Raw genomic sequence first — 22419 nt, forward strand, 5'->3', positions numbered from 1 at the left:
TGTCACAGTAGCCCGGGGGCTATCGTCGGCATGCGTGACACCGCAGGCTCGAACCGAGGACTCCACCGGACTCGCGGCGGGGTTCGGCGCCTACCTGATGTGGGGAATGTTCCCGATCTTCTTCGGCCTCCTCGATCCCGCCGGTTCCCTCGAGGTTTTGGCGCACCGGATGGTGTGGACCGTCCTGCTGATGCTCGCCGTCCTGCTGCTCCTCGGCAAGCTGGGCTCGCTGCGCGGCCTGTCGGCGCGGACCTGGGGGCTGGTGACGGCGGCGACGGTCGCGATCGCGATCAACTGGGGTGTCTACATCTACGCCGTCGTATCCGGCAACGTCGTCGAGGCCGCGCTCGGCTACTTCGTCAATCCGCTCGTGAGCGTGCTGATCGGGGTGCTCGTCTTCCGCGAGAAGATTCGTGCAGCCCAGATCGCGGCGCTGGTGCTGGCCGCGATCGCGGTGGTGATCATCACCGTCGACTACGGGCGGCCGCCGTTCGTCGCGCTGACGCTCGCGCTGTCGTTCGCGTTGTACGGGGTGATCAAGAAGGTGGTTCCGCTGGACCCGCGGACCAGCCTCACCGCGGAGGGGCTCGTCGCGGCGCCGTTCGCGATCGCCTACCTCGTCGTGCTCGTGATCTCCGGCACCGGCTCGTTCCTCGGCAACGGTGTCGGTCACAGCCTGCTGCTCGTGGCGGCCGGTCCGGTCACCGCCGCGCCGCTGTTGCTGTTCGGGGTGGCCGCGCAGCGCATTCCGCTGACGACGCTGGGCCTGCTGCAGTACCTGACCCCGGCCCTGCAGATGGTGTGGGGAGTGGTGGTCATGCACGAGGTGATGCCGCCGTCGCGGTGGGTCGGATTCGCCCTGATCTGGGTCGCGCTGGTGGTGTTCACCACGGACGCGCTCGCCCGTGCTCGGCGGACGCGCAGGGCGGCGTCACTGGTGCCCGGGGCCGTCGGTGAGAGGGCATAGACTCTGGGCTTGCCTGAGATATACCGAATTACAGAGAGGCACGCGTGGCTGACTCGTTCGTTCACCTGCACAACCACACCGAGTACTCGATGCTCGACGGTGCGGCAAAAGTCGGCCCGCTGTTCAAGGAAGCCGAACGTCTCGGTATGACCGCCGTCGGCATGACCGACCACGGCAACATGTACGGCGCCAGCGAGTTCTACAACGTCGCCAAGAAGCACGGCATCAAGCCGATCATCGGTATCGAGGCGTACGTCGCGCCGGAGTCGCGGTTCAACACCAAGCGCGTCCTGTGGGGCGATCCCGGCCAGAAGTCCGACGACGTCTCCGGCAGCGGCGCCTACACGCACATGACGATGGTCGCCGAGAATTCCACGGGCCTGCGGAACCTGTTCAAGCTGTCGTCGCTCGCGTCCATCGAGGGGCAGCTCGGCAAGTGGCCGCGCATGGACGAGGAACTCATCGCGACTCACGCCGAGGGCATCATCGCCACGACGGGGTGCCCGTCGGGCGAGATCCAGACACGCCTGCGTCTCGGTCACGACCGGGAGGCGCTCGAGGCGGCCGCCAAGTGGCAGGAGATCTGGGGCAAGGACAATTTCTTCCTCGAGCTGATGGATCACGGGCTGTCGATCGAACGACGGGTCCGCGAGGGCCTGATCGACATCGGCAAACAACTCGGCATCCCGCCCATCGCCACCAACGACTGCCACTACGTCACCAAGGACGCGGCCGAGAACCACGAGGCGCTGCTCTGCATCCAGACGGGCAAGACGCTGTCGGATCCCACGCGGTTCAAGTTCGACGGCGACGGCTACTACCTCAAGTCGGCCGCGGAGATGCGGGCCATCTGGGATGCCGAGGTCCCCGATGCGTGCGACAACACGATGCTCATCGGCGAGCGGGTGCAGCCGTACGAGGACGTGTGGCAGCACCGCGACCGCATGCCGATCTTTCCGGTTCCCGAGGGGCACACGCAGCAGACGTACCTGCGCCACGAGGTGCTGCGGGGCCTCGACCGGCGGTTCCCGTCCGGTCCGCCGCAGGAGTACCTCGAGCGCGCCGACTACGAGATCGGCGTCATCAACGAGATGGGCTTCCCCGCCTACTTCCTCGTCGTCGGTGACCTCATCAATCATGCCCGCGAGGTCGGCATCCGCGTCGGCCCCGGCCGAGGCTCGGCGGCCGGTTCGCTGGTCGCGTACGCGATGGGCATCACCAACATCGACCCGATTCCGCACGGCCTGCTGTTCGAGCGGTTCCTCAACCCCGAGCGCGTGTCGATGCCCGATATCGATATCGACTTCGACGATCGCCGGCGCGGCGAGATGGTCCGCTACGCCACCGAGAAGTGGGGCAGCGACAAGGTCGCTCAGGTCATCACCTTCGGCACCATCAAGACGAAGGCCGCCATCAAGGACTCGGCGCGAGTCCAGTTCGGCCAGCCCGGTTTCGCGATCGCCGACCAGATCACCAAGGCGCTGCCGCCGCCGATCATGGCGAAGGACATCTCGGTGTCGGGTATCACCGACCCCGAGCACGAGCGGTACAAGGAGGCCGTCGAGGTCCGTGCCCTCATCGACTCCAACCCCGACGTCGCGAAGATCTACCAGACCGCGAAGGGTCTCGAGGGCCTGATCCGCAACGCCGGCGTGCACGCCTGCGCGGTCATCATGTCGTCGGAGCCGCTCACCGACGCGATCCCGGTGTGGAGGCGTGCCCAGGACGGCGCGATCATCACCGGGTGGGACTACCCGTCGTGCGAGGCCATCGGCCTGTTGAAGATGGACTTCCTCGGTCTGCGCAACCTCACGGTCATCGGTGACGCGATCGAGAACATCAAGGCCAACCGCGGCGTCGACATCGATCTCGACACCCTGCCGATCGAGGATCCCGCCACCTACGAGCTGCTCGCCCGCGGCGACACGCTCGGCGTGTTCCAGCTCGACGGCAGCGCGATGCGCGACCTGCTGCGGCGCATGCAGCCCACGGGTTTCGAGGACATCGTCGCCGTCCTCGCGCTGTACCGCCCGGGTCCGATGGGCATGAACGCGCACAACGACTACGCCGACCGCAAGAACGGGCGGCAGGACGTCAAGCCGATCCACCCGGAGCTCGAGGAGCCGCTGAAGGACATCCTCAAGGACACCTTCGGTCTGATCGTCTACCAGGAGCAGATCATGCAGATCGCTCAGAAGGTGGCCGGGTACTCGCTCGGACAGGCCGACCTGCTCCGCCGCGCGATGGGTAAGAAGAAGAAGGAGATCCTCGACGAGGCCTACGACGGCTTCGCCGACGGAATGAGGAACAACGGCTTCTCGCAGGCCGCCATCACCGCACTGTGGGACACCGTCCTCCCGTTCGCCGGCTACGCGTTCAACAAGTCGCACGCCGCCGGCTACGGCCTCGTCTCCTTCTGGACCGCGTACCTCAAGGCCAACTACCCGTCCGAGTACATGGCGGGCCTGCTCACCTCCGTCGGCGACGACAAGGACAAGGCCGCGGTGTACCTGTCGGACTGCCGGAAGATGGGCATCACGGTGCTGCCGCCGGACGTGAACGCGTCACGGGTCGATTTCGCTTCGGTGGGCGAGGACATCCGGTTCGGCCTCGGCGCCGTGCGCAACGTCGGCGCCAACGTGGTGGGGTCCATCATCGCCGCGCGCGAGGAGAAGGGCAGCTTCACCGACTTCTCCGACTACCTCAACAAGATCGACGCGCTGGCGTGTTCGAAGAAGGTCACCGAATCCCTCATCAAGGCAGGCGGATTCGACTCGCTCGGACATCCGCGCAAGGGTCTGATGTTGGTGCACGCCGACGCGATCGACGCGGTGATGGGCACCAAGAAGGCCGAGGCCATGGGGCAGTTCGATCTGTTCGGCGGCGACGACGCCGACGAGTCGATCGCGTCCGTCTTCAACGTCAAGGTGCCCGACGAGGAGTGGGACTCCAAGCACAAGCTCGCGCTCGAACGGGAGATGCTCGGCCTGTACGTGTCCGGCCATCCGCTCAACGGTGTCGAGCACGTGCTGGCCGCGCAGTCCGACACCTCGATCCCGGTGATTCTCGAGGGCGACATCAAGGACGGGACCCAGGTCACCGTCGGCGGCATCCTCGCGTCGGTCAACCGCCGGATCAACAAGAACGGACTGACGTGGGCGTCCGCCCAGCTCGAGGACCTCTCCGGTGGTATCGAGGTGCTGTTCTTCCCGCAGGCGTACTCGGTGTACGGCATGGACGTCGTCGAGGACTCGGTCGTCCTGGTCAAGGCGCGGGTGTCGATCCGCGACGACCGGGTGTCATTGATCGCGAACGATCTTGCGGTGCCCGATCTTTCGGCGATCGGCGTGGCGAAGCCGGTGGCGGTGAGCCTGCCGGTGCGGCAGTGCACCAAGGAGAAGCTCGGCGCGCTCCGCCAGGTGCTGTCGCGGCATCCGGGGACTGCGGACGTGCACGTCAAACTCATCGGGTCGCGCGGCATCTCGCTGTGGAAGGTGGACGAAGTGCTCCGGGTGGAGCCGTCGTCGTCGCTGATGGGTGACTTGAAGGCTCTGCTCGGGCCGAGCTGCCTGGCCGGCTGACGGCGGGCGTCGGGTCGCTCAGAGGCCGCCGAGGGCGGACAGTGTCTGCAGGGCACTGTCCGTCACTCGCCACAGGCCGTCGATCTCCTGTTCGGTGGACGGCCGCAGTTGCGGGTTCTGGAGGGCGAACCCGTTCGCGAGAGTCACGGTGTTGTAGCCGCTGTCGGCTGCGCGCAGCAAGCTTTGCGACGGTTGATCGTTGCCGGCCAGGCGGTCGAGGCCCTCGCCCACGAAGTAGAACCGCCACAGCGGACCGAGGTCGGCGCCGTACAGGCTCTCGGTGATCGTCACGATCGAATCACCCTTGAGAGCAATCGAATCGACGATCCGGTAGAAGTCGGGGATGTTCTCGGGGCGGGTTGCGCTGGTGTCGACCGCGTGCGCGAGATCGACGGTGAGGTGGGCGTTGTAGCCGGCCATGGCAACACGCGCAGGGCTCGCGTAGCACTGCCGCGTCAAGTCGAAGTAGTGGGACCATGCGGGATCGACCGGCGCGCCGCTGAACTCGGCGTGGATATTGCGTAGATAGCGGGCCAGGAGGTCGTAACTGACCGCGGGCGACCACGTGCGGTCGGGGAGCGCCGCCGGATCACGTTGCAGCGGTAGGACGGCCTCGTACTCGACGGCGTTCAGTCCGACCGAGAACAATCCACGCCAGTCCCGATGGGCAACGAGGATCTCCGTGATACGGCGGTGTCGGTCGACAGCCTCCTCGAGATGCGGGAGGGCCGTGCCTGCCGAGGTGGACAGGTCGCTCAGCGCGACGACATCCTCGATCTCGCTCGCGCTCAACGGCGTTCCGCAGGCCGTGGCCACCGCGGCGTCGGCCGCGCCGGCGTGGCCGGGGGAGAGAAGCGCGAATGAGACTCCGGCGGCGACGAGGGGCGCGGACAGGCGGCGTAGGCGCATCGCCCGAGCCTAAGCGGTCGACGGTGTTCACGCCTGCCGACCCGGAAGAGCACCCATCACCGCATCCACTGTGCCGACTGCGCCGGAATGCCGCGGTTCGGGCAATTGCGACGTCGATTCGAGCGGGAGCCTCAGGGAGTCGGCTGGAGCCTCAGGGAGTCGGCTGTGAAGAGCGCCGGCCGAGGGTGATTCGTCGCGCCCACCAGACGGCGACGGCGACGCCCGCCGCGGACAGCACGGCCGCCTGCAGCACCTGCGTCACGGCGAGCACGAGGACGAAGACGATGAGCCCCGCGGCGAGCGCCTCGAGCTTGTACAGCGGCCAGGCCGTGCCCGCCAGGTCGACGGTTGCGGCTGGTGGTGTGCCGGTGCGACGGGGGAGTGCAGCGGTGGTCATGCGTACACCTCTCTCGCGTAGTTCGGGGCGGCCTGCCGATGTGTTCAGAGTACCGATGAACAGAAGTTCGGTCCAGCGAACATTCCCCGTCGTGTGACGGAAATCCCGTCGTCCGGTCGAACGGGTGGTCAAGATCAAGTGGGCGGTGTTCACTTGAGGGCATGCCTCTCACCGGTGAGTACGAACCCAGCCCCTCGTCCTGGGCAGCGGACCAGGTCGACCTCTACGAACGCTCCGGCGGTACCGAAGGGACGGTGATGGAGGGCAAGCCCGTCGTCATCCTCACCACGGTCGGCGCCAAGTCGGGCAAGCTCCGCAAGACCCCGCTGATGCGTGTCGAGCACGACGGGGAATACGCGGTCGTCGCCTCGCTCGGCGGCGCCCCGAAGAATCCCGTCTGGTACTACAACGTCGTCGCCGACCCGCACGTCGAACTCCAGGACGGGCCCGTCAAGCAGGACATGATCGCGCGCGAGGTCACCGGCGACGAGAAGGCCGTCTGGTGGGAGCGTGCGGTGGAGGCGTGGCCGGACTACGCCAAGTACCAGCAGGGCACCGAACGTCAGATCCCGGTCTTCGTTCTCACCCCGCAGAAGTAGCGGCGGGGCTCGTCTCCCAGCCGTCCGGCCCGGTTCCGAGTAGCCTGCGATAAGCAGGGTCAACCCATTCGGAACCGTGGTCGGAGGCTCGTCGTGGCGGCGAAAACTGTTGCAGATCAATTGGTTTCCCAGCTCGTTGAGGCCGGGGTGCGGCGCATCTACGGGATCGTCGGGGACAGCCTCAATCCCGTGGTGGACGCTGTCCGCCGGACCGGTGGCTCGTCGGCCGGTGGCATCGACTGGATCCACGTCCGGCACGAGGAAGCCGCCGCGTTCGCGGCGGCGGCCGAGGCGCAGGTCACCGGCGAGCTCGCCGTGTGCGCCGGATCGTGCGGGCCGGGCAACCTGCACCTGATCAACGGCCTCTACGACGCGAATCGCTCGGGTGCGCCCGTGCTCGCGATCGCCTCCCACATCCCCAGCACCCAGATCGGGATGAGCTACTTCCAGGAGACCCACCCCGACCGGCTGTTCGTCGAGTGTTCGCGATACACCGAGATGATCAGCACGCCGGCGCAGTCGCCGCGGGTGGTCCAGAGCGCGATGCAGCACGCCATCGCGCAGTCCGGCGTCGCGGTCATCACCCTCCCCGGTGACATCGCCGAGGAGCCGGCCGAGGGCACACCCCCGCCGTTGGCGCGGACGGGTGCACCCTCGCTCGTGCCGGCGGACGCGGACGTGCGCGCCCTCGCGGACGCGATCAACGAGGCATCGGCGGTCGCGATCTTCGCCGGCGCCGGGGTGCGGGGCGCGCGGGAGGAACTCCTCGCCCTCGCCGACACGATCGGCGCGCCGATCGGCCACACCCTGCGCGGCAAGGAATGGATCCAGTACGACAACCCGTTCGACGTCGGCATGACCGGGCTGCTCGGCTACGGCGCCGCGCACGACGGCATCCACGACGCGGACCTGCTGATTCTGATCGGCACCGACTTCCCGTACGACCAGTTCCTCCCCGACGACGTGCGCACCGCGCAGATCGACGTGACGGCCGAGACGCTCGGCCGACGCACCGGCGTCGACCTCCCGGTCCACGGCGACACCCGCTCCGTGCTGCGCGCGCTCGCCCCGCTGGTAGAGCGCAAGACGAGCCGCAGCTTTCTGGAGAAGTCCCTCGATCGGCACGAGAAGCTCATGACCAAGGTGGTCGGCGCGTACACCGAGCCCGCGAAACAGCGGACCCCGATCCATCCCGAGTACGCGGCGTCGATCCTCGACGACGTCGCCGCCGAGGACGCGATCTTCACCGCGGACACCGGCATGTGCAACGTGTGGACGGCGCGCTACCTGGAGCCGAACGGTCGTCGCCGGTTCCTGTCCTCGGCGCTACACGGGTCGATGGCGAACGCGCTGCCGCACGCGATCGGCGCGCAGTTCGCGGCGCCGGGCCGCCAGACGGTCGCGATGGCGGGTGACGGCGGATTGTCGATGCTCCTGGGTGAACTGATCACTGTCGCGATGTACAAGCTGCCGGTCAAGATCGTCGTGTTCGACAACTCGACGCTCGGCATGGTCAAGCTCGAGATGCTGGTCGACGGTCTGCCCGATTTCGGGGTGGATGTCCCATCTGTCGACTATGCCGCTGTCGCAACGGCTTTGGGGCTACACGGGCGCCGGATCGAGGATCCCGCCGACCTCGAGTCCGGACTCCGGGAGGCGTTCGAGCACGACGGTCCGGCGTTGGTCGATATCGTCACCGACCCGAATGCGCTGTCGCTGCCGCCCTCGATCACAGGTGGCCAGGTGCGCGGCTTCGCGCTGGCCATGTCGAAGATGGTGATGAACGGCGGTGTGGCAGAAGCGGTTCAGATGGCGAAGTCGAACCTGCGCAATGTGCCCCGCCCGTCACAGTTCTCGCCGCGGGGCTGACGGCGCGGGACGGCGAGTCGGACAATCGGTGGGGCGGTTGCGCAAGCGCCCGCCTGTAGTGGGAAAATGCGTGGGTGTCTAATTCGCCGGAACTCGCAGATCTGAAGGTAACCTCGCCCGCGCTCACCGCGGACGAGATCGACGCCGCTGCGGAGCGAATCGCGCACATTATCGACGCCACGCCGCTGCAGTTGAGCGAGCGGTTGTCGGCCCTCACCGGTGCCCGGGTGTATCTCAAGCGCGAGGACCTGCAGGTGGTCCGCTCGTACAAGCTGCGCGGTGCCTACAACCTGATCATGCAGCTCAGCGACGCCGAGCGCGCCGCCGGTGTGGTCGCGGCCAGCGCCGGCAACCACGCGCAGGGCGTCGCCTTCGCCTGCCGGGCGATGGAGATCAGCGGCCGGATCTACGTGCCGGCGAACACACCCAAGCAGAAGCGGGACCGGATCGTGGTCCACGGTGGTGGCTTCGTCGAGCTGATCCCGACGGGCGAGACGTACGACGCCGCGGCGGCCGCGGCCGCCGCGGACGTCGAGCGGACCGGCGCCACGATGGTGCCGCCGTTCGACGACACGCGTACCGCGGCCGGTCAGGGCACCATCGCGGCCGAGATCCTCGAACAGCTGGGGGAGGCGCCCGACAGTGTCGTCGTCCCGGTCGGCGGTGGCGGCTGCATCGCCGGCATCGCCACCTATCTGCACGAGCGTGCACCCGAGACGACGATCGTCGGCGTCGAGCCGGTCGGTGCGGCGTCGATGACCGCGGCCCTGGTGGCCGGCGGTCCGGTCACCCTGCCCGACGTCGACCCGTTCGTCGACGGGGCAGCGGTCAAGCGGGTCGGCGACCTGCCGTACGCGGTGGTCTCCGCGCTCGGGGCGAGTGTCGTCTCGCACGCGTCGCTGCCGCTCGTGACGGGCACCCGCACGGGGAACGGCCCCGAGCGGTTCGCGATGACGCAGGTCGACGAGGGTGCGATCTGCACCGCGATGCTGCAGCTCTACCAGAACGAGGGCATCATCGCCGAGCCCGCCGGGGCGCTGTCGGTGACGGCGCTGGGCCAGCTCGACGTCGCGCCCGGCAGCACCGTGGTGTGCCTGATCTCCGGCGGCAACAACGACGTGTCCCGCTACGGCGAGATCCTCGAGCGGTCGCTGGTCCATCTGGGTCTCAAGCACTACTTCCTCGTCGATTTCCCGCAGGAGCCGGGCGCGCTGCGCCGGTTCCTCGACGAGGTCCTGGGCCCGGACGACGACATCACGCTGTTCGAGTACGTCAAGCGCAACAACCGCGAGACCGGTGCCGCACTGGTGGGCATCGAACTCGGGTCGGCGGACGGGCTGTCGGATCTGCTCGATCGCATGCGGACCTCGCGCATCGTCGTCGAGCAGCTCGAGCCGGGTTCGCCGGCGTACCGCTATCTCACGTAGCGGGGTTCTCGTCCGGACGTTCCGTGCCCGCCGGGTCGGTGCCGAGTAGTCGGTTCACGACCCGGCGGTGCAGGTCCGGATCCGATTCCGGCAGTCCGAGCAGTGCCGCCAGATAGATGCCGTCGCCGACGAGACGGATGATCTCGGCGTGGACGGGGTCGTCGATCTCGGCCAGTAGCCCGTCGTCCCACGAGCGCATCACGTCGGCGATCGCCTGCTGTACCTCGTCGTGCTGTCCGTCGGCGCTCCGCATCGCGGCAAGCATCGACCGGTACAACGTCATCTCGTCTGCGGACTCGGCCGGCGGGTACTGCAGATAGATCTCCGAAACGGTCCGTCCGGTGGCGACGGCGTCGGCCAGCTGCTGGTCGGACCGGTCGCCGAGGCGTCGCACCATCCCGGCGAGGAGGGCTTCCTTGCTCGGGAAATGGTAGAGCAGGCCACCCTTGGAGACCCCGGCCTCCGCGGCCACGGCCTCGAGCGTCACCTGCGCGAGTCCCTGCTCGAGCAGGAGACGTTCGAGGGCGTCGAGAATGCGGTCGCGGGTGTCGGATGCCATGAAAATCACTGTACCGGCTGGACGGTCGACTGCTAGGCTGGAGTCGCTACTGTACCGGCTGGACGGTTAACTCCCCGGTCGGTTCTCGTTCATCTATCGGTTCGTGGGAGTGGAAGCATGTCTGTGAGCACGGTGCGGGATCCGCACGACGTGACGGCCGGCCGGAGGGACTGGCTCGGGCTGGTCGTGCTCGCCTTCGCGGTTCTGCTCATCTCGGTCGACGCGACGGTGCTCGATCTCGCGTTGCCGTTCATCAGCGAGGATCTCGAGCCGAGCAGCACACAGTTGCTGTGGATCATCGACGTCTACTCGTTCGTGCTGGCAGGTCTGCTGGTCACGATGGGCACCCTGGGCGACCGCATCGGACGGCGCCGGCTGTTGCTGATCGGTGCGGCCGGGTTCGGCTTGGCATCGCTGGTCGCGGCGTGGTCGGGGAGCCCCGAGATGCTGATCGCTGCCCGGGTCCTGCAGGGCGTGTCGGGCGCGACACTGATGCCCGCAACCCTCGGCCTGATTCGCACGATGTTCGTCGACCCGCGCCAGCGGACCACCGCGATCGGCGTGTGGGGCGCGATGGCGGGCGGCGGCGCCGCGGCCGGCCCGCTGATCGGCGGTTGGCTGCTCGAGCACTTCTGGTGGGGTTCCGTCTTCCTCATCAACATCCCGGTGATGGTGGGCCTCATCCTGCTCGGCCCGCTGGTGATCCCGGAGTCGAAGGACCCTGCGCCGGGCCGCTTCGACCTGGCCAGTGCGGGCCTGTCGATGCTGGCGATGGTCCCGATGGTGTACGCGGTCAAGGAGACTGCGGTCCACGGTCCGAGCTGGATACTCACCGGCATCGGTGTCATCGGTCTGGCCGCGGGTTGGGCGTTCGTACGCCGGCAGAAGACCCTGGCCGACCCGATGATCGACCTGTCGCTGTTTGCCAGGCCGGCCTTCTCGACGGCCGTCCTCACCAACCTGCTGTCGATCTTCGCACTCGCCGGTGTGCTGTTCTTCGGGTCGCAGTACCTGCAGCTGGTGCTCGGCTATCGGCCGCTCGAGGCCGGCCTGCTGATGCTGCCGGGCACGCTGGTCAGCGCGTTCGCGTCGCTGGCCGCGGCGTGGCTCGTGCGCCGCTGGGCGCCCAACCGGGTGCTCAGCACCGGTCTGGTGATCGCGGCAATCGGTGCCGCCGTCATGATCGCCCTGCAGCCGGACAGCGGGCCGCAGGCCTTCGTGATCGGGTTCGTGCTCGCCGGCGCCGGTGTCGGCGTGGCGCTCACGCTGACGTCGGATCTGGTCGTGAGCTCGGTGGAACCGGAACGGGCGGGCGCCGCGTCCGCGGTCTCCGAGACCGCATACGAACTCGGTGTCGCGCTGGGTGTGGCGATCCTCGGCAGTGTGGTGCTCGCGATCTTCCGTCGCGGAATGGACGTCTCGGCACTCGCCCCCGATCAGGCGCACATCGCACAGGGCACGCTCGGTGGCGCTGTCGAGGTCTCGAAGGGCATGCCGGTGGCACAAGCCGAGGCGTTCGTCGACGGGGCGCAGGCGGCGTTCGTCGACGGCATGCACATCGCGGCCGGCGCGACGTCGGTCGTACTCTTGATCACGGCAATCCTGGTGGCGCGCATGCTCGGCCGTCGCTGATCCGTAACGCCACAGCGGCCCGCTCGATTGATTATCGAGCGGGCCGTTCGCGTGTGCGCATCAAGTCACATCAGTAACGGGAATTGCCAGGCGTCACAGCGAGGTAGGGGCTGTCCCGCAGTCTGCGCGCCGGTCTACCTCCCGCCGGTCGAATGCCTCTGGTGCGCAGCGAGTTTGGACTGCAGTGCAAAAGTATGAATCTGCGGGTGAAACGGTTGAATCTTGCGCTATCACCCTTCCTCTTCACCCTCGGTGCCTGTTGTAAATGAAATGCCCTGCTGCGCTTGTAGTTTCATGAGGGTGAGAGGTCGGGTGAAGCCGTTCGAGGGGCTCTTCGGGTGAAGGACGTGTACTACCGATTGTGTTTGTATGTCCCGCGTCGGGGTGATTGTCCATGTCATCCATCGCTCGCTGCCGAATCCGGCCGGGCGTCCATAAGAAGGGCCTCAAATGGTGAGGTTGAGCGGCGCCCTGTGCAAGGGCGTCATCCGAACTGTGGTCATGGCCATGTTGGCCGCCATGGTCACGATTACGACCGCGACGGTCGGGGCGGGGGCGGCGGCAGCCGCGGGCACGCTCAGTTGCGACGTTTTGTACTCGGTGAACAACAAGGGGACCGCCAAGCGGATAGATCCGCAGACCGGTATCGCCACCACTGACTTCGAAGTCACCGGTACCAGCGTCAACCAGCTCGGGCTAGGGCCTGGCGGCAAGTACGCGGTCTATACCTCGGGTAAGACGATCTACAAGTACGACGCGGCGACGGGGAAGACCACCAGTGCGTCGCACAACCTCAGCGTGAAGGCGACCCACGGCGCGATCAATCCGGCCACCGGCATCTTCTACTTCGGAGGCAGGGACAACGGCAACGACTTCTCATTCGGCGCCTACAACCCGGCAACGAACGAGGTGTTGGGTGTCGTGCTGAAAGCGACGCTGAAGGATGCCCCCGGCGGCAACGGTGACCTCGCCTTCGACGCGACCGGAAACATGTACGTCGTCGCCAGTGAAGGTAAGGGGCGCGTCTACGTCGTACCCGGTCCGATCCCGACCTCCGGATCCAAGACGCTGGCCGGCACCGCAGTAACGGATCTGTCGGACGCCTTCGCGTCGGCGAACTCCATCGCCTTCGGACCGAGCGGCTACCTGTACGTGGGCAGCAGCAGCAAGTTGGTACGCGTCGATCCCAGCACCGGTGGCCAGGTGGCGTCGTTCTCCGAAGCGGGCGAGATGACCGACATGGGTTCGTGCACCGATCCGGTCACCATCGAGCTCCACAAGAACCTTCCCGACGGCCGCGTCGCATCCGGCGACCAGTTCGGCCTCGAGATCACCGGCAACGGCCTGAGCGCCGGAAACACGGCGACGACGTCCGGTGACAAGAAGGGGCTGCAGGATGCGGTGGCGGGGCCGGTGCTCGGTCTCTCGGGCAAGTCCTACACGATCAAGGAGACTGCGAAGAGCGGCGCCGATCTCTCGAACTACCGCACGACGTGGGAGTGTGTCGACGCGAAGACGGCGGCCAAGATCTCGAGTGGGGACGGCGCGACAGGCACTGTGGCGGTTCCCAGTGGTTCCGCCGGCAAGAGCATCAGCTGCACGTTCACGAACGGCTCGCTGAAGTCCGGTCTCGCCCTGGAGAAGACGGCAGCGCCGAACACTGCAGCCGATTTCACGGTCGGCAACACGATCACCTACAGCTTCACGATGACCAACACCGGCGATGTGACGCTGAAGGACGTCAAGCCGGTCGAGAAGGACTTCTCCGGCAAGGCGAAGATGTCGGACGTCACGTGCCCCGATGGCGCGAAGTCGTTGGCGGCCAAGGCTTCCGTGACGTGTACCGCGACATACGTGCTCCAGCAGGAGGACATCGACCGCGGCACTCTCGACAACACCGCGACCGCAACCGGTACCGATCCGGGCGGCAAGGCGGTGAACTCCAACGAGTCCAAGGTGCCACTGAAGGGTGGTCCGGCCGCGCCCGGCATCTCGATCGTGAAGTCCGCGTCGCCGAAGGACGCGGAGAGCTACAAGCTGGGTCAGACGATCAAGTACAGCTTCAAGGTCACCAACACCGGTGACGTGACGCTGCGGGACGTCGGCGTGAACGAGGGTACGTTCACGGGCGCCGGTCCGCTGTCGGCGGTGGAGTGCCCCGACACGGCGAAGGCTCTCGCGCCGAAGACGTCGGCGACGTGCGCCGCGGAGTACACGCTGACGCAGAAGGACATCGACAACAAGAAGATCGAGAACACCGCGACCGCGTCGGGCACGCCCCCGGGCACCGACACGCCGATCGTGTCCCCTCCGGGCAAGGAGATCGTCGAAGGGAATCCCGCCGAGTCGCTCTCTCTGGTGAAGGATGCGTCGCCGTCGACCACCGCGGATTACAAGGTGGACCAAGAGATCTCGTACACCTTCCTGATCAAGAACACCGGTGACGTGACACTCACCGACGTGCATCCGAACGAGACCGCCTTCTCGGGTTCGGGTGACATGTCCGCGTTCGACTGCCCGGCGGGCGCGGCGTCGCTGGCGCCGGGTGCATCGGTGACCTGCACGGCGAAGTACACGCTGACGCAGGCCGACATCGATGCCGGCAAGCTGGAGAACACCGCGACCGCGACGGGCACCCCGCCGTCCGGTGGGCCGGTCACCTCGAAGCCGTCGGACAAGACGCTTTCGGGCGAGCCGAAGCCCGCGATCAGCCTGGAGAAGTCGGCGTCGCCGATGGATCCGGACAAGTTCGCGGTCGACGAGACCGTCACCTACAGCTTCACGATCACCAACACGGGCAACGTGACGCTGAAGGACGTGCACCCGAACGAGACCGCCTTCACGGGCGATAGCAGCAGGATCTCGGCGTTCGACTGCCCTGATGCTGCGAAGTCGTTGGCGCCCAATGCATCCGTGACCTGCACCGCCACCTACAAGCTCGACCAGGCGGACGTGGACCGGGGCAAGCTCGACAACACCGCGACCGCGACGGGCACTCCGCCGTCGGGCGGTCCAGTCACGTCCGACGAGGACGACGCGAAACTGACGGGTAACCAGAAGCCGAACCTCGAGATCGTCAAGACCGCATCGCCCAAGGGTGTCTCGGACTTCAAGGTCGGTCAGAAGGTCACCTACACCTTCGACATCACCAACACGGGCAACCAGACCCTGACGAATGTCGAGGTCGTCGAGGGTGCGTTCTCCGGTAGCGGTGCACTCTCCGACGTATCCTGCCCGGACGAGGCGAAGTCCATGGCGCCGGGTGCAAAGGTGTCGTGTACCGCGACGTACGAGCTGACGCAGAAGGACGTCAACGCCGGCAAGCTCGACAACATCGCGACCGCGACGGGCACACCGCCGGGCACCGAAACCCCGATCGAATCGCCGCAGGACGAGGAGAACCTCGCCGGTGATCCCCAGTCGGGGCTGAAGCTCGAGAAGACCGCGGAGCCGCGCGAGAACGTCAACGTGAACGACACCGTCACCTACAAGTTCACGATCACCAACACCGGTGATCAGACCCTGCAGGACGTCGGTGTCAAGGAGAACGAGTTCTCGGGCAAGGGAACGCTGTCCGCGATCAGCTGCCCGGACGACGCGAAGGAACTCGATCCCGGAAAGTCGGTGACCTGCGAGGCCACCTACACGTTCACGGTCGACGACATGAACGCGGGCAAGGTCGAGAACACCGCCACGGCGACGGGTACCCCGCCGTCGGGAACGCCGATCGAATCCGATCCGTCGGACGTCGACGTCACCGGTAAGCAGGCGCCTCAACTCGAGGTCGTGAAGTCGGCCTCACTGACGAGCCTGGACGGCTTCAAGGCCGGCGCGAAGGTGAAGTACTCGTTCGCGGTCACCAACACGGGCAACGTGACGATGGCGAACGTCTCGATCAAGGAAGGCGACTTCTCCGGTACCGGCACGATCACCGATCTCTCGTGCCCGGACGAGGCGAAGTCGCTGGCACCGGGTGCGCAGGTGACGTGCACGGCACTGTACGAGCTCACCCAGGCCGATGTCGACGCCGGCAAGGTGGAGAACACGGCCACCGCGACCGGCACCCCGCCGGGCACCGAGGAGCCGATCGAGTCGCCGCCGTCGGACGGTGGTATCGAGGGCACCCCGAACCCGGACCTGTCGATCGTGAAGACCGCGTCGATCTCCGACTCGTCGGAGTTCACGGTGGGCAAGGAGATCACCTACTCGTTCGTGATCACGAACACCGGTGACGTCACGCTCACCGACGTTCGCCCGAACGAGAAGTCCTTCACCGGCTCCGGTCCGATGTCCGATCCGATCTGCGCGGCCGGTGCGAGCGCGCTGGCGCCCAGTGCCGCGGTGACCTGCACGGCGACCTACACGCTGACGCAGGCCGACATCGATGCCGGCACGCTGGACAACGTCGCGACCGCGACCGGCACCCCGCCGGGCAAGGAACCGATCGAGTCGCCGGAGTCGCAGGTATCGCTGCCGGGCCATCCGCACCCCGGCATCAGCATTGTGAAGAAGGCGAACCCGCGCGAGAAGGTGAAGCTGGGTCAGGAGGTGACCTACCGGTTCGTGATCACCAACGTCGGTGACGTGACCCTGAAGGACGTCACGGTGAACGAGGGCGACTTCACGGGCACCGGCACGATGTCGGCCATCACGTGCCCCGACGAGTCGAAGTCGCTGGCGCCGAAGGATTCGGTGGCATGCACCGCGACCTACGTCGTGACGCGGGCCGACGTGAAGAACGGTCGGATCGACAACGTCGCGACCGCGTCGGGCACGAACCCGAAGGGCGACGAGGTGGTGTCGGAGCCGTCGAACGAGACGGTGACACCGGACAAGTCGAGCTTCCCGGGTCTGATCATCATCCCGATCATCCCGGGGCTCCTGACGGGCTCCCTCGGCTCGACCGGGTCGACGGGTTCCGCGGGAGAGCCGGCGGGACCGGACACCCCGGTCGTGGAGGGCAGCCCCACGGGTGAGGGCAACCCCGCGGGTGAGGGCAGTCCTGCAGGCCAGGGTGCGGGCGCGGACACCGAGAACCAGGCGTCGAACCCCAAGGGCGGACTCATCGACTCCGGTCTGGGCGCTGACGGTGACGGTGGCGGTGGACTGAACTCCGGCCTCGTTGCCGGTGGGCTGGTGCTGCTGGTCGCCGCGGGCGGTGTGCTGCTCGTGGCACTGCGCAGGCGCAAGTCCGAGGAAGGCGATGTCACCGACCTGTGATGATCGCTGACGGTTGACAGGGTGGTCCGGGACGATGTCCGTCCCGGACCACCCTGCTTCGGCCGGGTTCGTCGAGTGATCGGGTCGCGCCTTCCTCGGTTCGGCTGGCAGACACGGACTCGTTGGGGCACAGTGGTGTACGACACATTCCGCGTGCATCGCCCGCGCTCGGAACGGGGTCCACCCGGTCGGGCGCCGGGGTGTGCGGTGGGTCACCTTTCGTCGGCGGGGCGGATGATTTCGAGGGTGAGATTGCCGTCGGCGCGCAGGCGCCGCTCCTCGCCGGTTCGTGTCGATCGGCTCGTGGCGCGATTCTGAATTCATCAGCCGTGCAACGGTTCTCTCGACCGACGCGCGCTCTCGATCGCGATCTCATCCCGGGTGTGGACGAGTTTCTGTGTCACTTTTCGTGTCGCCGCCTCGTGTATATGAGGTGTTTGTCCTGTTTCCGTAGTCGGTCGCCGGCCTTCGCCAGGCGTGCGGCAAATCGGGTGTGTCGAACGAGAGGTGTCCTTCATGCGTAAACGTGTGTTCCTGCGTCGTGCCGGAGGGGAGGTGGTGTCACGGTGGGCGGCGCTCGGAATGATCTTTGCGGTTCTGACTCTGGTCTTATCCTCGTTCTCCATCGCCCCGGTGGCCTCGGCGAACCCGAGCGACACCTCGACCACCTCTGCTCCGACGCGCCCCGCCGAGAGTTCGCCCTCGACAACGGGACAGAGCTCCGCGCCAGTCGCGCCGACGACCACGACCACGCCCAAGGCGCCGGTGACCTCCACGTCGCAGGCGCCCGAGACCACGACGAAGGCCCCGGCCGAGTCGACGTCGACGCCGCCGGTGACCACGACGAGCGTGCCCCCCACGACGGCGCAGCAGCGCGCCGCGGCCGTCACCCCGCGCGGAGTCAACGACAAGATCACCGTCAAGATCACCGACGTCCAGGTCGAGGGAGCAAAGGGCCAGCAGATCAAGGTCGGAGATTCCGTCTCGGTGAAGGGCGAGTGGGACGCGCGTACCGCCGATCCCCAGCCCGGCGACCAGTTCACGGTCCAGTTCCCTGGCGAGCTGAAGCTCGACGCGAACCCCAGGATCGATCTGGTCGGCGGCGGCACGCTCTGGGGCACCTGCGAGTTGGTGGCCGCCACCAATCTCATGACCTGCGTGCTCACCGACGCGGTGGCGGACAAGCCTGAAGACGTCTACGGCGACTTCGAGGTCTACACGAAGGCGGTTGCGTACACGACGGCCGAGGACGTCGATTTCGTCCTCAACGGCGAGTTCACGCAGTCGTACCCGCTGCCCGGCGGCGGCGGCATCAGCGACGGCAAGGATCTCGGCGCGGCCAAGAAGTCCGGAAAGCTCCAGTCGGACAAGCAGGCCGTGCGGTGGACCATCGACATTCCCGGCAAGGACCTGGCCGCTCTGGACGCAGCCGGCACCGGTTCGGTGACCCTGAGCGACGCGCTCTCGGCCAACATGAAGCTCTGCGACACCGGTCGGCTCAATGCGACGCTGCAGTCCGGTCGTCCGGGCGATCTGAAGGCGGTCAGCGGTGGCGTCACCGTCACCCAGGATGCCGCGGGCGAACCCGTCTCGATCGCGCTCACGAACGGCAAGGCATTCGACAGCAACCTGCTGTACCGGATCGAGTACACCTCGTGCACGGCCAGCGGCCAGGTGGATCCTGTCGGAACCGTCTACGACAACGCCGTGACGATCGGCAACAAGGACGTGCCGTCGGCCGGCGTCGGCCAGGACTGGACGCCGCAGACCGCGCCGTCGAAGTCCGGCAGCCTGGACAAGGGCAAGCGCTACAAGGAGGCGGCCTGGACCATCGTGGTCCCGGGCACGTTCATCGCCGGCAGCGCCGGCCATACGGTGTCCATCGCCGATACCCTCACGGGCGCACACGCCGTCTGTGAGACGGGGCTCGTGGTGAAGATCGCGAAGGCGAACTACCTGCCTGATGCGAGCGGCACCAGCCCGGGGCGCACAGATGTCACCGGCCAGTTCACGATCGATACCAGCGCAGCTTCCGGCGCCAAGGACATCAGCGTGACGATCACGCCGAAGGACGTCGCCGCGTTCGACCCCGAGCAGTACTACTACGTGAGCTACCGGACCTGCCTCACCGAGGACAGGGTGCCGGACAACGCCGAGGTGTTCACCAACTCGGCGAGCCTCAACGGCCGTCCGCCCGTCACCGCTTCGGTGAGGGGGCCGGAGTTCAAGAGCGGCAAGAGCGGCCAGCTCAACACCACCGAGCGCGACGTCGCCGGTGAGAAGCAGCCGGCCGGCACCACCCTCGACTGGAAGGTGGAGATCCCCGGACGCCACCTCGAAGGCCTGACGGAACCTGCGGTCATCAGTGACACCTTCTCGGGCACCCTGACCGTGTGCGACGTCGGCAACGACATCAAGGCAAACCTCAACCTCCGGGTGATCGCTCGGGACTTCCTCGGCGACAAGGCGGTTGCCGAGCGGGACCTCACCGCCGCCACCGGTGTCGTGCGCACTGCCGGCGGGGTCGACTTCACCCTCCCCTTGGAGGAGTACGACCGTGAGACCCGGTACTACATCGACTACACCCTCTGCACCGCCAGTGGTGGGCTCGACGGGCGCGGCACGGTGTACGGAAACTCGCTCACCTACCAGGGCCGCGATGCCATCACGAGCAGCGTCCGACAGGAGTGGGGTGGCGGCGGCACCGGCACCGGTGTGTCGCGCGGCTCGTTCTCGCTGTTGAAGGAGGTCGCCACGTCCTCCGAGAAGTTCCCGGCGGACACCGAATTCACGGTGAAGGTCGAGGAGTTCGCGCCCGGGAAGAATCCGGCGACCGACAAGCCGGACAGCTCGTACAACGTCACGGTGAAGGCCGACGGCACTCCGGTCAGCGGAGTCAATCCGCGTGGCACCGGTTGGCAGATCCGTCTGTCCGAGATCGATCTGCCCACGGTCGACGGCGTCTACTTCGAGCAGGGTAAGTTCCGCCCGGCAGCGGGCGTGACCCTGAACGCGGAGCAGACCCAGGCGGTCGTGACCATTGCGCCGAAGACCAACATCGGTGTCACCCTGGTCAACAACGCCGTCCTGGGTAAGGCGACGATCACCAAGACCGTCGTGGGTGACGGGCTCGGTGGTCTCACCGGTAACGAGTCCTTCGTCATCGAGGCACACATCGCCGACGACGACGATGCCACCGGGGACGAGGTGCGTCAGTTCACCCTGCGGCACGGTCAGCACTTCGAACTGGGAGACCTGCCCATCGGGGCGAAGGTCACCTTCTCCGAGGTTCTGCCGCTGAACACCGACCGCGTGACGTGGTCGGCGCCGGTGATCGAGCCGAAGACGCTCACCATCGGCACTGATGCCGCAGCGAACAGGGTCTCCGTCACCAACGAGGCCAAGGTCACCATGGGGACCTTCGCGGTGAGCAAGAAGCTCACGGGTCCCGAGGCATTCGACAAGTCCGTGCCGAAGACGTTCGACGTGATCGCCAGCTGGAACGCGGACGGAGTGCCGCAGTCCAAGACGCTCACGCTTCCGGCCGACGGCACCGCGGTTCCGTTCGGTGTGAATCTGCCGGGCGGCACCGAAGTCACGCTGACCGAGACGGTTCCGGCAAACGGTAACGGCATCGCCTGGGGCGTGCCCTCGTATTCCGGGAACGTGACGATCGGTGACGACGGTTCGGCCGTGGCGACCATCGGGAAGGACGCGGGCAAGGTCGAGGTGACGAACTACGTCGACAAGAACGACGGCACGCTCCGCATCGCCAAGCAGGTCGGCGGCGAGGCCGCCGAGGCGGTCGGCGACGACGCGGAGTTCACGGTCCAGGCGCGTTGGAAGGACGGCACGGAGTACGTCACCAAGGACCTGACCGTGAAGCAGGGCGCGGCGACGCTGCTCGGCGTCGACCTTCCCGTCGGAACCGAGGTGACCTTCACCGAGACGGGGCGTCCCGAGGTGGCCGGAGTCGAGTGGGGCACGATCTCGTGGGGCACGGATCCGAACGGGGAATCGTGGCTCGTCACGAATCCCGGTGGCACCGCGACGGGCATCGTCTCCGACGATCCGACGGAAGGCCGTCTGATCACCCTGTCGAACGAGGCGCTGTGGAGGAACGGCTCCGTCGAGTTCACCAAGTTCGTCTTCGACGGCGAGGAGCCCATCCCCGCCACCGAGGCTGATCTGCCCGACGGTGCGGCGTTCGAGGTCAGGATCGAGGGCATCGATCCGGCGCTGCCGGCAGGAACCGATTTCCCGGCGGTGGGTGAGACCATCACCCTCGACGCCGGAAACGGCTGGAGCTGGAAGTCCGGCGACGTTCTGCCGCGGAACACCGTGATCACCTTCTCCGAGGTCGATCCCGCCGCCCTGCCCGGAATGGACTGGGCGCGGCCGTTCTACTACGTGGCCGCGGATGCCGGTGAGCCCGGTGACCGCAACACGGTCCAGATCGTTGCGGGCGACGAATCCGTGGTGGAGATCCGCAACCGACCGATCCCGACCGTGGACGTGGACATGGACAAGATGGTGACCGGGCCCAAGGGCAATCAGGTCGCCAAGGACGGCTCGACGATTTTCCAGGTCACGGCCACGTGGACGGATGTCGACGACGAGAAGCGTTCCTGCGTCCTCGATGTGAAGCCGGGCGCTCCGGCGACCCCGACCGCCGATTGTGATGCCGCAGTCGTCGACGGCCGGGTCCAGTTCCCGCTCGACACGGAGATCACCTTCGTGGAGACGGGCGCCCGCACCGACGTGACCAACGTCAAGTGGGGCGAGGTGCTGTGGAGCGTCGACGAGGGCAGTGCGGAGATCGTCGAGATCGAGGGCGCGCCGACCGGCGTGTCCGTCACCCTCACCGGTGACCCGAACGACCCGGTGGTGCTGGGACTCGAGAACAAGACCAGCAGTAACGGTCTGATCATCATCCCGCTCCCGATTCCGTTGCCGCCGTGGAGTGGATCGCTGATCCCGCCGGGTTCGGGCTCCGAGTGGCCGACGCCTCCGGTCTCCGGACAGCCGGGCCAGCCGGGTGGACCGGTCACGCCGGAGAATGCGGGCGAGACCGGCCACAACGGAGCGCCGGGCAAGCCGGCGCCGGGCAAGCCGGCTCCGGACCAGTCGTCGTCGCTGCCCGTGACGGGTGCGAACGTCATCTGGCTCGCCGGTGCAGCGCTCGCGCTGATCGCCGGTGGTGGGTGGCTGACTCTGCGTAGCCGCAGGCGGGTGTCCGGCGAGGGGTAGTCCCTCGGC

General features: G+C 67.1%; 12 protein-coding genes. 8 read left to right on the forward strand and 4 right to left on the reverse strand.

Annotation, left to right across the window (positions count from 1 at the left end; all coding sequences use genetic code 11):
- Window positions 1–34: 34 nt before the first annotated feature.
- A complete protein-coding gene (rarD, locus tag ABEU20_RS02920; protein ID WP_420162863.1) occupies window positions 35–967 on the forward strand; it encodes an EamA family transporter RarD in 933 nt (310 codons plus the stop codon).
- 44 nt (window positions 968–1011) lie between these two features.
- Entirely contained in the window at window positions 1012–4548 is a 3537-nt protein-coding gene (gene dnaE / locus ABEU20_RS02925) for a DNA polymerase III subunit alpha (RefSeq protein WP_420162864.1), read from the forward strand.
- A gap of 18 nt (window positions 4549–4566) precedes the next feature.
- On the opposite strand, the gene ABEU20_RS02930 is transcribed toward dnaE, so the two are convergent.
- Together ABEU20_RS02930 and ABEU20_RS02935 are read right to left on the reverse strand one after the other, a co-directional pair.
- Complete coding sequence (locus tag ABEU20_RS02930) at window positions 4567–5457, reverse strand: DUF5995 family protein (RefSeq protein ID WP_420162865.1); 891 nt, start codon at window positions 5455–5457, stop codon at window positions 4567–4569.
- A gap of 151 nt (window positions 5458–5608) precedes the next feature.
- On the reverse strand, window positions 5609–5854 hold the full coding sequence (locus ABEU20_RS02935) for a hypothetical protein (RefSeq protein WP_420162866.1): 246 nt from the start codon (window positions 5852–5854) through the stop codon (window positions 5609–5611).
- Window positions 5855–6015: 161 nt separating this feature from the next.
- Between ABEU20_RS02935 and ABEU20_RS02940 the strand changes: the two genes are divergently transcribed.
- The 3 genes from ABEU20_RS02940 to ilvA all read left to right on the forward strand — a co-directional run bounded on the left by ABEU20_RS02940 (window position 6016) and on the right by ilvA (window position 9749).
- Complete coding sequence (locus ABEU20_RS02940; protein ID WP_420162867.1) at window positions 6016–6453, forward strand: nitroreductase family deazaflavin-dependent oxidoreductase; 438 nt, start codon at window positions 6016–6018, stop codon at window positions 6451–6453.
- 93 nt (window positions 6454–6546) lie between these two features.
- Window positions 6547–8322, forward strand: coding sequence for a pyruvate dehydrogenase (locus ABEU20_RS02945; RefSeq protein WP_420162868.1), 1776 nt, complete (start codon window positions 6547–6549; stop codon window positions 8320–8322).
- Window positions 8323–8396: 74 nt separating this feature from the next.
- The gene (gene ilvA / locus ABEU20_RS02950; protein ID WP_420162869.1) at window positions 8397–9749 is read left to right on the forward strand and encodes a threonine ammonia-lyase IlvA; all 1353 of its coding nucleotides are present in this window, start codon (window positions 8397–8399) and stop codon (window positions 9747–9749) included.
- Here ilvA and ABEU20_RS02955 read toward each other — a convergent pair.
- On the reverse strand, window positions 9742–10308 hold the full coding sequence (locus tag ABEU20_RS02955; RefSeq protein ID WP_420162870.1) for a TetR/AcrR family transcriptional regulator: 567 nt from the start codon (window positions 10306–10308) through the stop codon (window positions 9742–9744). The genes ilvA and ABEU20_RS02955 overlap by 8 nt on opposite strands.
- Window positions 10309–10425: 117 nt before the next feature.
- Between ABEU20_RS02955 and ABEU20_RS02960 the strand changes: the two genes are divergently transcribed.
- Both ABEU20_RS02960 and ABEU20_RS02965 read left to right on the forward strand, forming a co-directional pair.
- The gene (locus ABEU20_RS02960) at window positions 10426–11940 is read left to right on the forward strand and encodes an MFS transporter (RefSeq protein WP_420162871.1); all 1515 of its coding nucleotides are present in this window, start codon (window positions 10426–10428) and stop codon (window positions 11938–11940) included.
- Window positions 11941–12390: 450 nt separating this feature from the next.
- On the forward strand, window positions 12391–17160 hold the full coding sequence (locus tag ABEU20_RS02965) for a DUF7507 domain-containing protein (protein ID WP_420162872.1): 4770 nt from the start codon (window positions 12391–12393) through the stop codon (window positions 17158–17160).
- Window positions 17161–17483: 323 nt separating this feature from the next.
- On the opposite strand, the gene ABEU20_RS02970 is transcribed toward ABEU20_RS02965, so the two are convergent.
- Window positions 17484–18020, reverse strand: coding sequence for a hypothetical protein (locus tag ABEU20_RS02970; protein WP_420162873.1), 537 nt, complete (start codon window positions 18018–18020; stop codon window positions 17484–17486).
- Here ABEU20_RS02970 and ABEU20_RS02975 point away from each other — a divergent pair.
- Entirely contained in the window at window positions 18010–22410 is a 4401-nt protein-coding gene (locus ABEU20_RS02975) for a DUF5979 domain-containing protein (RefSeq protein WP_420162874.1), read from the forward strand. The two genes, ABEU20_RS02970 and ABEU20_RS02975, sit on opposite strands and share 11 nt — an antisense overlap.
- Window positions 22411–22419: the final 9 nt, after the last annotated feature.

Source organism: Rhodococcus parequi (genome assembly GCF_046042785.1).
GTDB classification, from domain to species: domain Bacteria; phylum Actinomycetota; class Actinomycetes; order Mycobacteriales; family Mycobacteriaceae; genus Prescottella; species Prescottella parequi.